This window comes from Vicinamibacterales bacterium (assembly GCA_036504215.1).
Lineage (GTDB): Bacteria > Acidobacteriota > Vicinamibacteria > Vicinamibacterales > Fen-181 > FEN-299.
In genome coordinates this window covers 205,486-219,969 of the sequence record DASXVO010000059.1, presented here as the reverse complement: position 1 = coordinate 219,969, position 14,484 = coordinate 205,486, and the positions used below count along the sequence as shown (strand labels likewise).

The 14,484-nt window shown below is 65.6% G+C and carries 12 protein-coding genes; 6 read left to right on the top strand and 6 right to left on the bottom strand.

The window, feature by feature from the left end:
- Nucleotides 1-2 precede the first annotated feature (2 nt).
- From ctaD to VGK32_17955, 3 genes are all read left to right on the top strand, one after another.
- Entirely contained in the window at nucleotides 3-1,622 is a 1,620-nt protein-coding gene (gene ctaD, locus VGK32_17965) for a cytochrome c oxidase subunit I (GenBank protein ID HEY3383654.1), read from the top strand.
- Nucleotides 1,615-2,310 (top strand): cytochrome c oxidase subunit 3 family protein, encoded by a 696-nt coding sequence (locus tag VGK32_17960; protein ID HEY3383653.1) that lies wholly within the window; start codon nucleotides 1,615-1,617, stop codon nucleotides 2,308-2,310. Before ctaD ends, VGK32_17960 begins: the two co-directional genes overlap by 8 nt.
- A gap of 104 nt (nucleotides 2,311-2,414) precedes the next feature.
- Nucleotides 2,415-2,723: a cytochrome C oxidase subunit IV family protein gene (locus VGK32_17955; protein HEY3383652.1), complete on the top strand. Its 309-nt coding sequence runs from the start codon at nucleotides 2,415-2,417 to the stop codon at nucleotides 2,721-2,723.
- 48 nt (nucleotides 2,724-2,771) lie between these two features.
- Here the strand turns inward: VGK32_17955 and VGK32_17950 are convergent, their stop codons facing one another.
- The 6 genes from VGK32_17950 to VGK32_17925 form a co-directional block, all read right to left on the bottom strand.
- The gene (locus VGK32_17950; GenBank protein ID HEY3383651.1) at nucleotides 2,772-3,119 is read right to left on the bottom strand and encodes a four helix bundle protein; all 348 of its coding nucleotides are present in this window, start codon (nucleotides 3,117-3,119) and stop codon (nucleotides 2,772-2,774) included.
- 31 nt (nucleotides 3,120-3,150) lie between these two features.
- Complete coding sequence (gene lpxD, locus VGK32_17945) at nucleotides 3,151-4,164, bottom strand: UDP-3-O-(3-hydroxymyristoyl)glucosamine N-acyltransferase (GenBank protein ID HEY3383650.1); 1,014 nt, start codon at nucleotides 4,162-4,164, stop codon at nucleotides 3,151-3,153.
- Nucleotides 4,161-5,963: a hypothetical protein gene (locus VGK32_17940; GenBank protein HEY3383649.1), complete on the bottom strand. Its 1,803-nt coding sequence runs from the start codon at nucleotides 5,961-5,963 to the stop codon at nucleotides 4,161-4,163. The genes lpxD and VGK32_17940 overlap by 4 nt, the downstream gene beginning before the upstream one ends.
- An 8-nt stretch (nucleotides 5,964-5,971) precedes the next feature.
- The gene (locus tag VGK32_17935) at nucleotides 5,972-7,702 is read right to left on the bottom strand and encodes a glutamine--tRNA ligase/YqeY domain fusion protein (protein ID HEY3383648.1); all 1,731 of its coding nucleotides are present in this window, start codon (nucleotides 7,700-7,702) and stop codon (nucleotides 5,972-5,974) included.
- A 79-nt stretch (nucleotides 7,703-7,781) separates the two neighbouring features.
- Nucleotides 7,782-9,899, bottom strand: coding sequence for a hypothetical protein (locus VGK32_17930; GenBank protein ID HEY3383647.1), 2,118 nt, complete (start codon nucleotides 9,897-9,899; stop codon nucleotides 7,782-7,784).
- On the bottom strand, nucleotides 9,892-10,809 hold the full coding sequence (locus VGK32_17925; GenBank protein HEY3383646.1) for a diacylglycerol kinase family protein: 918 nt from the start codon (nucleotides 10,807-10,809) through the stop codon (nucleotides 9,892-9,894). Before VGK32_17925 ends, VGK32_17930 begins: the two co-directional genes overlap by 8 nt.
- Nucleotides 10,810-10,847: 38 nt before the next feature.
- Between VGK32_17925 and VGK32_17920 the strand changes: the two genes are divergently transcribed.
- Genes VGK32_17920 through VGK32_17910 form a run of 3 tightly spaced genes read left to right on the top strand, consistent with a single transcriptional unit; the run spans nucleotide 10,848 to nucleotide 14,398 of the window.
- Nucleotides 10,848-11,399, top strand: a complete 552-nt coding sequence (locus VGK32_17920) for a PaaI family thioesterase (protein HEY3383645.1) — start codon at nucleotides 10,848-10,850, stop codon at nucleotides 11,397-11,399.
- Complete coding sequence (locus VGK32_17915) at nucleotides 11,383-13,029, top strand: D-aminoacylase (GenBank protein HEY3383644.1); 1,647 nt, start codon at nucleotides 11,383-11,385, stop codon at nucleotides 13,027-13,029. Before VGK32_17920 ends, VGK32_17915 begins: the two co-directional genes overlap by 17 nt.
- A gap of 46 nt (nucleotides 13,030-13,075) precedes the next feature.
- On the top strand, nucleotides 13,076-14,398 hold the full coding sequence (locus VGK32_17910) for a M24 family metallopeptidase (GenBank protein HEY3383643.1): 1,323 nt from the start codon (nucleotides 13,076-13,078) through the stop codon (nucleotides 14,396-14,398).
- Nucleotides 14,399-14,484: the final 86 nt, after the last annotated feature.

The window sequence follows — 14,484 nt, the reverse complement described above, 5'->3', positions numbered from 1 at the left end:
GCATGGACACGGATACTCTCGCACTCCCTCGGACGCACTATCTCAACGCGGAGTTCGGCCTCGCGTCGTGGCTCCTGACGACCGACCACAAGCGCATCGGCCTGTTGTTCCTCGGCAGCATCTCGATGTTCTTCGTGCTCGGCGGGATCTTCGCGGGGATGATCCGCCTCGAACTGCTGACGCCGCCTGGCGATCTCGTGTCGGACGACACCTACAACAAGCTCTTTACGATGCATGGCATCGTGATGATCTTCATGTTCCTGATCCCGTCGATTCCGTCGGTGATGGGGAACTTCTTCGTGCCGATCATGATCGGTGCGCGTGACCTCGCGTTCCCGCGGCTGAACCTGCTGAGCTGGTACATCTTCATGATTGGCGGGTGCTTCACGCTCTACGCCATCGTCACCGGCGGCGTGGACACTGGCTGGACGTTCTACACGCCCTTCAGCACGATGGCCTCGACGAGCAACGTGATGGCCGCTGCGGTCGGCATCTTCATCATGGGGTTCTCGTCGATCCTCACGGGGTTGAACTTCATCGTCACGATCCACACCATGCGGGCTCCGGGCATGACCTGGTTCCGGATGCCGTTGTTCCTGTGGGCGATGTACGCGACGAGCCTGATCAACGTCCTCGGCACCCCGGTCCTGGCCATCACCATCGTGTCGGTGGCGCTCGAGCGGGCGTTCCACCTGGGTATCTTCGATCCCGCCTACGGCGGTGACCCGCTGCTCTTCCAGCACCTGTTCTGGTTCTACTCGCACCCGGCCGTCTACATCATGATTCTCCCATCCATGGGCATCGTGAGCGAACTGATCGCCGCCTTCTCGCGAAAGAACATCTTCGGCTACACCTTCGTCGCCTTCTCGAGCCTGGCGATCGCGGTGTTCGGCTTCCTGGTGTGGGGCCACCACATGTTCGTGGCCGGAATGTCGGTCTACGGCGCGATGATCTTCTCCGTCCTGAGCTTCCTCGTGGCCGTGCCGTCGGCCGTGAAGGTGTTCAACTGGACGGCCACCCTGTACAAGGGCTCGGTGTCGTACCAGACCCCCATGCTGTACGCGCTCGGTTTCATCGGCCTGTTCACGATTGGCGGCCTGACCGGCCTGTTCCTCGCATCGCTCGGCATCGACGTCCACGTGACCGACACGTATTTCGTCGTCGCACACTTCCACTACATCATGGTCGGCGGAGCCCTGATGGGGTATCTCGGCGGTCTCCACTACTGGTGGCCGAAGATGACGGGCCGAATGTACCCGGATCTCTGGGGGCGCGTCGCCGCCGTCGTCACGTTCCTGGGCTTCAACCTGACGTTCTTCCCGCAGTTCATCCTCGGCTACCTGGGCATGCCGCGGCGCTACCATGCCTATCCGCCCGAGTTCCAGGCGTTGAACGTCTTGTCCACGGCGGGCGCCTCGGTGATGGGCATCGGTTACCTGATGCCGGCAATCTACCTGTTCTGGTCGTTGAAGTACGGCCCGATCGCCGGGCCGAATCCGTGGGGCGCCAAGGGGCTGGAGTGGACGACGCCATCTCCGCCGCCGACGTTCAATTTCGACGAGACGCCCGTGGTCACCGAGCCGGCGTACGCGTACGACACGGTGGAGAAGAAGCTTGCCTAAGCATGAATCGTCCAGCGCGCTCGTCCCCGACGAGAACGCCGCGCCGGCGTCCGACCCGGCGCTCAGGCACCACTTCGACGACCTCGCCCAGCAGCACGAGGCGGCCACGCTTGGCATGTGGCTCTTCCTGGCGACCGAGGTGATGTTCTTCGGCGGCCTGTTCTCCGCGTACATGATCTATCGCGTCTGGTATCCGGGCACGTGGGGCGACGCCAGCCGCACACTCGACATCACGCTCGGGACGGTCAATACGATCGTCCTCATCACGAGCAGCCTGACGATGGCGCTCGCCGTGCATGCCGCCGCCACGAACGAACGGCGCAAGGTAATGTCGTTCCTCGTCGTGACGATGGTCCTGGGCGTTGCGTTCCTGGGGATCAAGAGCTTCGAGTATTACCAGAAGTTCGCCGAACACCACGTCCCTGGTCTCGACTTCCGGTTCGAAGGCCAGGCGCCGGAACGCGCAAACCTCTTCTTCTCGCTCTATTTCGCGATGACGGGCCTGCACGCACTGCACATGATCATCGGCCTCGGCATCCTGTCGGTGATTCTGTATATGGCCTGGAGAGGCAGGTTCACCGAAGCGTGGCATACGCCCGTCGAAATCAGCGGCCTCTACTGGCACTTCGTCGACATCATCTGGATCTTCCTGTTTCCGTTGCTGTACCTGGTGGACAGGCACAGATAGAAAGGATGAAGGATGAAGGATGAAGGATGAAGACGGAAAGGAGCAAGGAGGAATAGGCACAGAGGAAAGATGAAGTCGGAAGGGGGAAGGATGAAGACGGAAGCATGAACCAACAGGCACACGCGGCGTCGCACGTCATCGTGCCGCGCTCGATGTACTTCACGATCTTCGCGGCGTTGATAGTCCTCACGGGGCTGACGACGTTCGTGGCGTTCTTCGACCTTGGGCTCGCCAACCCGATCGTCGCGCTGAGCATTGCCGTCCTCAAGGCCTCGCTCGTCGTGCTGTTCTTCATGCACATGAAATACAGCTCGCGCCTGACCTGGATCATCGGCGGTGCCGCCGTGTTCTGGCTCGGCATCCTGCTGGTGCTGATCCTGAGCGACTATGCGATGCGGGGATGGGGGGGGTAGTGAGAGAAGGATGAAGGATGAAGGATGAAGACGGAAGGAGGAAGAGTCTTACCTTGCCGCCTTTCGCTTCTTGACCACGGTGACGAGGATTGCGGTCAGTTCATCGGCTTCTCGGGCCAGCGCCGACAGGTCTTCTGGTTTGCCCATGGAAACGTCCCTCAGGATTTCGATCCAATATTGGGTTTCTTCGAGCTCTTGAAGCCCTGCCTCAATCTTGCTGACGAACTCTGCATTCGATCTCGACCGAGTCGCCTCGCGATAGTGAGCTCCCACTGACATTCCAGCCCGCAACATCTGCTTGCCAATCACCTGTGCCTCTGTCGTCTTTGGCAACGTCGCAAAGAAGCGGACGATGCAAACAGCGAACTCACGTGTGCGTGACGCCAGGTCTTTCATCCTTCCTCCTTCATCATTCCTCTTTCATCCTTCATCCTTCATCCTTCTTTTGTTGCCTCCTCGCGAGCCGCGCCAGCACCGCGAGTTGCTTGAGATATTCCTTGATCGGCCTCGCCGGCGTGCCCCAGAAGAGGATGCCCGGCCCCGCGATGACCTTGCCGGTGGGCACTCCGGCCTGCGCACCGAGGATGGCGCCGGTCCCGATGCGCACGTGGTCGGCAATTCCCACCTGGCCGGCCACAACGACCTTGTCTTCGATCACGGAACTGCCGGCGACTCCGGTTTGTGCGGCAATGACGACGTCTTCGCCGATCTCGACGTTGTGTGCCACGTGCACCTGGTTGTCGAGCTTGGTGCCTCGCTTGATCCGCGTCTCCCCCAGCGCGCCGCGGTCCACCGAACAGAGCGCACCAAGTTCCACGTCGTCCTCGATCACGAGCCGGCCCACCTGCGGGAACCCCTCGTATCGACCCGTTGCGTCGTCGCGCACGTAGCCGAAGCCGTCGCTGCCGAGCACGGTCCCGGCCTGAACCACGACGCGCCGCCCGATGGTCGTGCCGGCGTAGACGACGACATTGGCCTTCAGCGTGGTGTCGGCGTCAATCGTGACGCCCCGGCCAATGAGGACGCCGGCCTCGATCGTTACCCGGTCGCCGAGCGTCACGCCCGCCTCGATCACGGCATACGGCCCGATCGAGACGTCCTGGCCAGACTTCACTGCCGGGTCGACGACCGCGGTCCGATGGATGCCGCGGGGCGGCGGGACGGGTGGACACAGTTGGCGCGCCACGCGGGCAAAAGCGAGGCGGGGCTGGGCGCAGATGACGGTTGCACCCTCGCGGGCCGACGACTCGGCAAAGGGACCCGCGATGATGACGCCGGCGCGCGACGACTCCGCGTCGGGCCACTTCTTCGCGTCGTCCACGAAGGAGAGGTCGCGCGGAGTCGCGGCCGACAGCGTCGCCGGCCGCTCGACCGCTCTCGACCGATCGCCGATGACGCGACCGCCAACGAGCGCGGCAATCGCGCCCGCCGTGAGGGTCACCGGCTGGTGGATTCCACCAGCTCCATCCAGGCAAACCACATCGGGTGTCGCTTCTTGTACCACCGGAGAACCTCGAGCAGCTTCTTCTGTTTGTCGAGCGGAATGACTTCGGGCGGGATGCGGTCGAAGTGCAGGCGCATCGATCGCGAATCTACGAACTCGAGGGCCTCGGCGCACAACGTCTGCAGTTCGTTGCGGATCCGTCCCGAGTCCGAGATCTTCACCGGCCGCGTGTCGAACGACTCGCCGGCCAGGAAGCGATTGAGCAGCGGATTGAACACCAGCCGGCTCTGTTCGAGCGTCTCGCCCAGGCGGAGCGTCAGCGTGATGCGCTTGTCGCCGGCGGCTGACGCAAGCCTCACCGTCACCCGGTAGATGCCGGGGGAGACCTCCTGCACACCGGGCGCCCCGGAATAGGGATCCGGTCCCATGTAGCCGGAGATGGCCAGAACCTCCCAGCGCTTCTCGGGGAAGAAATCATCGGCGGTGAGCGTCAGGCGGCCGGGCAACAGACCGGCGTCGTTCGCCTCTCGAATCATCCGCCGGTAGTTGCCCACGGTCTTCGCGTCGAGTGGCGCGCCGGCCAGGTCCACGAGCTTCTGTTCGAAGTTGGACGCCTCGGGGTCGAGGCGCATGACGTCCTGTTCCTTCTCGTACGGCAGGTCGAAGCGCGAGGTGAACGGCACCATCGACACGTTGAGACCGAGCATCGGTGCGAGACTGGCCGACTGGACCGCCTCGGCCGACGCCGCGTAGCCGTCGCAGAGGAACAGGTGCAAGTCGCCGTTCGCGTCGTTCCAGGTGCCGACGCGAAACGTGGGGGCGTAGGTGCCCGACTCGGTGAACGCCGGACTGCCACTCGGCAGCATCCACCCTTCCTCGACGACGTGGACGCCACTGTCCAGCCAGGCTTTCCACAGGCTCGAGATCCGAGGTGCACGGCTCTTGCCCCCCAGCGTCCAGACGTGGATGTGCTCGGTCTTGATGCCCGGGTAGGTGGCCTTGATCGCCTCGACGATCACGCCGCGGGGCGTGCGGAAGTCGATGAGCACCGCATGCTCGGCCGCCCGCTCCACGACCGCCTTCGGCAGCATCACCATCCCGACGTAACCTTCGTACGGCCGGGAGATGAGCAGCGGCTGATTGAACAGGTGGAGCACCGTCATCGGCCCGCTCGGGCTGCCTTTCGCGAACCGCGAGGTGTTTTCCAGTGTGTCGATCGCCGCACCCCAGACGGTGATGCCCGACGACTTGATCTCACCATAGAACCCCGGCCAACCGTAGCTGGGGTCGTTCAGCAGGCGGACGACGCGCTGGTCGAGCCAGCGGGCGACCTCCGGTCGTGCGTAGACGCGGCCGAATCCGATCTGGGGATTCGACCCCATTTCCGGCGTCTCGCCGGCCTTCGGCATCAGGCCTTCGCCGAGGCACACCATGATGGCGTGGTTCTCGGGAAGCTGCCGCGAGAGATACCACAGGCTTTCGCTCATCGCGTACGCCGAGATCGCGTCCGCGTCCTTCTTCACCTGGTTGAGGGCGGCTTTGTCGAGATTCGCGCCCGCGCCCGGCCGGCCGAACACCTGTGTGCCCATGGCCGTCACGGCACCGGTCATCGCGAACAGCCGCTCCATCCGGCCGTCCATGAACGCCAGCTCGCGCGTGAACTCCTTCGAAGGCTCCCCCCTCACCCACTCGATCTCCACATCGTCGAGCCAGATGTGGAAGCGGCCGAGGATCGGCCTGGTGTCGAACGACCACTGGGCGATGATGTCCTGCTTGTCCTGCAGCTTCTGGTTCATGAGGCGCCTCAGATCTTGCCGGCGATTCGGGCCCACGAGTCACGGAGCGGCACGGTACGGTTGAAGACCAGGCGATCGCCGGTCGTTTCGGGATCGACACAGAAATAGCCGAGGCGCTCGAACTGGAAGCGGGACAGCGGGGCCGCGCCGGCCAGGCTCGGCTCGATTCTGCAGTGCGGCAGGGCCTCCAGCGAGTTGGGATTGAGATACGACTTCCAGTCCCGCCCCTCCTCGGCGTCGTGCAGGTCCGGCACCGTGAAGAGTCTGTCGTACAGGCGGACTTCGGCGTCGAGCGCGTGTGCGGCCGACACCCAGTGAATCGTCGCCTTCACCTTGCGGCCGTCCGGTGCGGAGCTGCTCTTCGTGGCCGGGTCGTAGGTGCAGCGCAGTTCGACAATCTCGCCGCTCGTCTCGTCCCTGACGACGCGATCGCACGTGACGAAGTACGTGCCGCGCAGGCGCACCTCGCGGCCAGGCGACAGGCGGAAGTACTTCGGCGGCGGCATCTCGCGGAAGTCGTCCTGTTCGATGTAGAGCACGCGCGAGAACGGCACCTTGCGGCTGCCCATGGCAGGATCTTCCGGGTTGTTCGGGAGCTCGATCTCCTCGACCTGCCCCTCCGGGTAGTTCTCGATGACGACGCGCAGCGGCCGCAGCACGGCCATCGCGCGGGCCGCGCGCTTGTTGAGATCGTCGCGCACGGCGTCCTCGAGCAGGGCCACGTCCACCATGTTCTCGCGCTTCGCCACGCCGATGCGCGCCGCAAAGTCCCGGATCGACTCGGGCGTGAAGCCGCGCCGCCGCAGGCCGACGATGGTCGGCATCCGCGGATCGTCCCAGCCCGACACGAGGCCCTCCTGGACGAGCTGCAGCAGCTTGCGCTTGCTCATCACCGTGTAGGTGAGGTTGAGGCGGGCGAATTCGATCTGACGCGGCCGGCTCGGCACGGGCAGGTTCTCGACCGTCCAGTCGTAGAGCGGCCGGTGGTCCTCGAACTCGAGCGTGCAGAGCGAGTGCGTGATCTGCTCGATCGCGTCGGAAATGGCGTGGGTGTAGTCGTACATCGGGTAGATGCACCACGCGTCACCCGTCCGGTGATGCGCCGCGTGACGGATGCGGTAGATCACCGGGTCGCGCAAATTGAAGTTCGGCGACGACATGTCGATCCGCGCCCGCAGCACCTTGGCGCCGTCCTCGAACTCGCCCTTCCGCATCCGCTCGAACAGATCGAGGTTCTCTTCGACCGGCCGGTTCCGCCACGGGCTTTCCCTGCCAGGCTCGGTCAGCGTCCCGCGGTATTCGCGGATCTCCTCTGCCGACAATTCGTCGACGTACGCCTTCCCGTCACGGACGAGACCGACCGTGTACGCGTAGATCCGCTCGAAGTAGTCGGACGCGTAGAAGAGCCGCTTGCCCCAGTCGAAGCCCAGCCAGTGGACGCTCTCGATGATCGAGTCGACGTACTCCACGTCCTCCTTGGCAGGATTCGTGTCGTCGAAACGCAGATTGCAGGTGCCGCCGAACTCGCGGGCGACGCCGAAGTTCAGGCAGATCGACTTGGCGTGGCCGATGTGCAGATAGCCGTTGGGCTCGGGGGGAAACCGGGTCGCCACTTGCGTGTGCCGGCCGGCCCGCAGGTCCTCGGCGATGATTTCGCGGATGAAGTCGAGCGGCGCGGAGGCCGAAGACGAGTCGGCCGCCTGACGGACCTTGCGGCTGTCGTCGGCGTGCGTTGTCATAGTGGGAGTATAGCCCAGCCCACAGGCTGTGAATGGCCGTGGCGCGGCCGTGCCTGCCGGCCGCCACCCTGTCACGACATCAGTGGACGCGATGGCCGCGACGGCCGCTCCTGCCGCGCCGAGATCGGTGGCGGCGGTCGAGTTCGGCCCTCAGCCACTCGACCGCGCCGGGGGTCAGTTCCCACGCCCGGCGGAACAACGTCAGGCAGTCGAGCGCCTCTTCGATCTCGTCGTCTTCGGACGCCAGCCCCCTGAGAGGATCCGTCTGCTCGCCGTCATCCGGGTCGGCATCTTCAGGCTCGGACAACAGCAGTGCGACGACCGGATGCGACGCGAGCGCTTCTTTGAGCGCCTCGTGCGCCGCAGATACCGGGCGGTTCCTGAACATCCACAGCACATGTCCGTACGCCCACTCCGGGCCGTCGTCCTCGTACTCGTCGAGCAACTCGACCGCCTCCTGATCACGACCGGTCTCCAGGAGCACGGCAAGCAGGTAGTAGCCGGCGCCTGCGTGATCATCGGTATCCAGTTCGATCAGGCGGCGGTATTCGGCAATCGCGTCCGGCACCCGGTCGAGGGCCCGGAGCGCCGCGGCGGCGCCGAAGCGCGCCCGGAGGTACGTCCGCGTCTGCGGTGAGTCCCAGAAATGGCCCTTGCGGCGCTTCAACTCCTCGGAGCCAAGGATCCGCTCGACGGCTTCCGTGGCCTGGTTGAACAGCGGGAGCCCTCGCTCAGGCTCGCGTTGACGCTCGGCGAGCGTGAGATATGCATCCGCGCAATCGGGCGACAGCCGGAGCGCGTCGCGAACGAGCTGCAATTGTCGGCGCCCTGGCGCGCCATGCGCCCGATACGCCAATTCCTGAGCCCGCTCGAGTGGCGTGGTGGCTGGCGGCGCCTCGAAGCGCCCCGCCTTCACGGCGGCCCTGAGCGACTCCGCGGCTTCGTCGAGATCCGAGAACCCACCCTCGGCAAGAATCCGCGAGAGGCAGCCGCCGACGCGTTCCTGTTCCTCGCGTTCAGCCGTCGCCTCGGGTCCGGTTGCGTCGCCATCACCGACGATCGACGCGAGAGACAGGCGGTAGGTGACCTCCCCTTCGGCCGTCAGCACCTTCCTGGTCCAGCGTCCGGAATCAATCTCCGCTTCGGTCGTCGCGCCAAGCGCTCGAAGGAGCCCTTCCAGGAAGGCGAGTTGGCCGCCGTCGGGACGGTCGTAATGGGCTGGTCCCATCCAACCGACGATCGACGGATAGGCCGCCGGCCCGGCCACCGGGAGGTCCCGATCGAGCCACAGCGCGACGTCGAACGGTGGCAGATCGGGCGCCGCTCCGAATGTGAGCGTCCACTCAATCCCGTCTTCGCCGGTCAATACCTCATCGTCCTCTGCGTCAACTTCTTCCTCGTCCTCGTCATCGTCCCCGTCTACCTTTTCGTCGTCTTCTTCCTCCTCGTCGTCGTCCTCTTCGTCCTCCTCACGACCGGCGTGGTGGTGGTCGTCGTCTTCCTCTTCCTCTTCCTCCTCGTCCTCCTCGTCCTCTTCGAACTCGTCGCGGGTGGCGTAGAAATCGACGTTCAGCGTCTCGCCGTCTGGACGAACCACACAGCACTTCAGTCCGTGAGGCGCATCGGGTGCTTCCACCTGGATCAGGTCCTGGTCGGTCAGTTCTTCCGCCAACCCGCGCAGGTAGAAATCTCGCGCAGCCTCGGCAAACGCGCGCATACGGTCGAGGTTCACGCCGGGCGCCTCCATGGCGGACGGCGGGATGCTGCCTTCGATGGCTCCGCGCACCAGCGCGCTCGCCTCCTCGCGCACCAGCGGCACGTCCGGCACGATCGCCACCTCGAGTTCGGGATCGCCGATCGACTCCTTGATGAACGCGCCAAGCGCGCCGTCCCGCACCTCGATACGCGCGGGCCGCCCGTCCCGCTCCTTGCGGCTCTTCAGACCCAGGTCGAGGAATGCCTTGAGAGCGTCGCTCCATCCGCCTGGACCGGTGCCGACTGTCGTGCTGAGCGCGGCAACCTGCGTGGATGCATTGACCCAGATCGCCGAGTACTCCCGCCGCGGTTCACCGCTCGCGGGGTCGTCGTCGAAAAACGGCAGGCCGACCACGTCGCCCTGCCACGTCTCGTCCTGACGCCGGATCAGGCGCATGAAGCGATCGACCTGTTGGACGCGCAGTTTGGACTGGTCAGGCATGGTTCACACTCGTTTCGGCTCCGGCTGCCACGCGGATCCGCAGGGCGCCTGGATGGGTGACGGCTTCGACGCGGTCGGGCGCCGTCCACGTCTCGCCGTCGCAGTGGAAGACCATCGGCTGTGCAGCGCGAATCGTAACGCGGCGCGCCGGCAGGATGGTGACGCGGGGCGCCCGGTGGATCGTCCGGTTGAACAGGCGCGGAACGAGCGCCAGGCGGCCCAGTATTCCCCGGGACTCGACAATCACCAGATCCATCGCTCCATCGTCTGGCCGCGCGGCGGGCGCAATGACCGCGTTGATGCCGTACTGCCGCAGGTTGGCCAGCGCCACGAGCAGGGCGTGAACGCGGATGTGCCGGCCGTCGACATCGATGTGATACTCAACGGGCTGGTACGTGAATCCCGCTCGGGCCACCGACAGGACGTACCGGACCGGTCCGCGGATTTGCTGTCCCAGCGCGTTGAACGCCTCGGCCATCGCGGCATCGAAACCCACGCCGGCGATGTTCACGAACCAGTGCCCGTTGACTCGACCGGCGTCGATCAGGCGCTCGCTGCCGGCGAACGCGATGTCGAGCGCCTCCACCGGAGACCTGGGCAGGCGAAGCTCCCTGGCCAGGCCGTTGCCGGAACCGGCCGGGACCACGCCGAGCGCCACGTCGGTGTCCGCCACGGCCGACGCCACTTCGTTGATCGTTCCGTCGCCACCCCAGGCGACCACGGCCCGGCGGCCTTCGGCCACGCCGCATCGAGCCAGTTCGTGCGCGTGCCCGGCATGCTCGGTCATCACGACGCGCCCGCCGTCGCCGTGTCGGTCGAGCGCCGCCCTCGCGATGCGAAGGCGCTGTTCCCAGGTCAGACCGCGACGACGTCCGCCGGACACCGGGTTGACGATGACGAGCGTGGACATCCTGTGGCACTTTAGCAGATTCGGAGGAAGCGGATAGAATGTCGCCGGCCGGAGGAGCCGCCTTCCAGGTGCGCCATGGGCGGTACGCCGGCGAGTCGCGGGTGCTCGACGAGTCCGATCCGAGTGGAGGAGCTTTCGTGTCGGAAACCAGGGTCCGGACGTTTCCCCACTGCTACGTGTGCGGGGCCGAGAACAAGGCCGGTCTCCACGTCCCGTTCTCGCCCGATCCGGCGGGTGGCAGCCGCGCCGAATACGTGGCGCAGCCCGAACACGTCGGCTGGCCGGGGATCATCCATGGCGGTCTGTTGTTCACACTCATGGACGAGGCGGTCGCCTCGGCTTGTACCTTCGCCGGGTTGTACTGCGTCACGGCGAAGGCCGATGCGCGGTTCCGGGTGTCGGCACGTGTCGGGATGCGCCTCGTCATCACGGGCCGAATCACGTTCTCCTCTCAGCGTGCGGTCCGCGCTCGGGCAGAAATCAGGGCGGGCAGCGATACCGGCGACATCCTGGCGGAACTCGAGGCGATGATGGCGATCACCGATCCCGCGCGGTTTGACATGGAGGCACGCGATGGCCGACAGCCGTAGGTTTGCACGCTCGACTTCCCTCCCGGCCATGCGCTGGGGATTGGTGGCCCTGGCCGGCGCGGTGCTCGCCGGGTGGACGACGATGGGCGTCCCCGCGCAGGAGGCACGCCGCTACGATTTGCTGCTGCGGGGCGGACACGTCATCGACGGTACGGGCAGCCCGTGGGTCAAAGCCGACGTCGCCGTCACCGGCGACACGATCGTGGCGATCGCGCCTCGCATCGACGGTCCGGCCGCGCGCGTCATCGATGTCACGGGCCTGGTCGTCTCGCCAGGGTTCATCGACATCCACACCCACGCACGCCGCGGGATCTTCGAGGTGCCGACGGCGGACAACTATACGCGGCAGGGTGTCACAACGATTTACGAGGGCCCGGATGGCAGCTCGCCACTGCCGATCAAGGCGTTCCTCGACCGCGTCGCCGCCACCCGCGTGTCGCCGAATTTCGGCACGTTCGTCGGACAGGGATCGGCCCGCGAGCAGGTCATCGGCACCGTCGACCGGAAGGCCACGCCAGCCGAGATCGACCGAATGCGCGAACTGGTGCGCCAGGGGATGCTCGACGGCGCCGTTGGCCTCAGCACCGGCCTGTTCTACGTGCCCGGCATCTTCACACCGACCGACGAGGTCGTCGAACTGGCCAAGGTGGCCGGGGCCATGGGCGGCATTCACGTCTCGCACATGCGCAATGAGGCGACGGGTGTGCTCGACAGTGTCCGGGAGACGATTGCCATCGGCGAACGCGGCGGCCTGCCCACGCAGGTCACGCACCACAAGATCATCGGCGTGCAGAACTGGGGCAAGAGCGTCGACACGGTGAAGCTCGTGCTCGACGCCCGGGCGCGCGGCGTCGATGTGACCATCGATCAGTACCCCTACACGGCGTCCGCCACCGGGATCAACGCCCTCTTCCCGCCCTGGGCTCTCGAGGGCGGCCGGGCGGACGTGGTCGGCCGGCTGAACGATCCGGCCCAGCGGCAGCGGATCAAGGCGACCGTCATCGACAACATCAAGTTCGACCGGGGTGGCGGCGACCCGAAGAACATCAGTGTCTCGTCGTGCCCGTGGGACGCGTCGCTGGCCGGGAAGAATCTCGCCGAGATCACCCGCCTGCGCGGACAGGATCCGACGATCGACAACGCCGCCGAGACCACGATGTGGATCGTCGAGAAGGGGGGCGCGAGCGGCATCTTCCACGCCATCGACGAGAAGGACCTCGAACGGATCATCGCGTGCCCGGTGACGATGATCGCGTCGGATGGCGAGGTGCCGGTCTTCGGCAGGAACGCGCCGCATCCGCGCAGCTACGGCACGTTTGCGCGCGTGCTCGCCGTCTACGTGCGCGAGAAGGGCGTGCTCAGCCTCGAGGAGGGCGTGCGGAAGATGACGTCGCTGCCCGCCTGGCGCCTCGGCTTGCCGGACCGCGGCATCCTCCGCCCTGGGATGAAGGCCGACATCGCGGTGTTCGACCCCGTGCGGGTCCGCGACACCGCGACCTTCGACCGCCCGCATCAGTACGCCGAAGGATTCGCGCACGTCATCGTGAACGGGCAGATCATCTACGAGAAGGGCGCGATGACCCCCGCCCGCCCCGGACGGATCCTGTACGGCCCGGCGAAGCAGAAATAGCACGAGGTGTTGGTGGTTCTCGTGGTTCGAGGCGAAAGGACACTCCATGCGTAATTGGCGACTGAGAACGATATTCCTCGTCCTGGTGGGCTTCGCGGTGTTGGCGCCGGAGCCGGCGCACGCGGCCGGCGGCACGCCAGCCATTCTCACCCTCCGAGAACAGGCGGCTGTCTACAACACCTGGTTGAAGAACCGGCTCGAGAAGATCCTGCCGGAGTTGATGCGGCAGGAAGGGTTCGACATGTGGCTCGTGATCTGCCGCGAGAACAACGAGGACCCGGTGTTCTCTTCGCTGGTGCCGTTCAACAACCTCTACGCCAGCCGCACCACGATGCTCGTCTTCTTCGACCGCGGCGTCGAGGGCGTGGAGCGGCTGACGGTCGGCCGATCGGGCATCGGCGGGTTGTACAAGAGCGTATGGGAGCCGGAGAAGATCGAACAGTGGGCCCGGCTGGTGCAGGTAATCAAGGAACGCAATCCGAAGAAGATCGGCATCAACGAGTCGGACGTGGACAACTATGGCGACGGCATGACCGCCTCGCTGAAGAAGAAGCTGCTCGCATCGCTGCCCCCTGACTTCGTGCCCCGCGTCCAGTCGTCCGAGCACCTCGCCATTCGCTGGCTGGAACGCCGGTCCGTCGAGGAACTCGAAACCTACCCCCACATCGTGTCCATCGCGCACAGCATCATCGCGGAGGCGTTCACGCGCGGCGTCATCACGCCTGGCGTGACCACCGGTGAGGACGTGGCGTGGTGGATGCGGGAGCGCTCGCGACAACTCGGGCTCACCAACTGGTTCCACCCGACCGTGGACATCCAGCGGCCCAAGGACAGCCCCTACAAGGACAGCCCGGTCATCCATCGCGGCGATCTCCTCCACTGCGACTTCGGGATCGTCTACCTGCGGCTGTGCACCGACACGCAGCAGCTCGCCTACGTGCTCAGGGAGGGGGAGACCGATGCGCCGAAGGGCCTGAAGGACGGGCTCGCGGCGGGCAACAAGTTGCAGGACATTCACCTCGCTGAGATGAAGCCCGGGCGAACCGGGAATGAAGTGCTGGCCGCCGCGCTGAAGCGGGCGAAGGCCGAGGGGCTGCGACCGAGCATCTACACGCATCCGCTCGGCACCCATGGCCACGCCGCCGGGACGCTCGTGGGCATGTGGGACATGCAGGGCGGGGTGCCTGGCGTCGGCGACTTGCGGTTCTTCGAGGACACGGTCCACTCGATCGAGTTGAACGTGATATCGGCCGTCCCGGAATGGGGCAACCAGGATGTCCGCTTTCCGCTCGAGCAGGACGCGGTGCTGACGAAGGACGGTGTGAAGTTTCTCGACCAGCGGCAGACGGGGATGCACTTGATCAAGTAGAAGAGAGAGGGAGGCTGGGCTGGTGCTGGGGGTGCTGGAGGTGCTGCTGGTGCTGAAGGTGCCGTGCTGGGGGTGCTGAAGGTGCT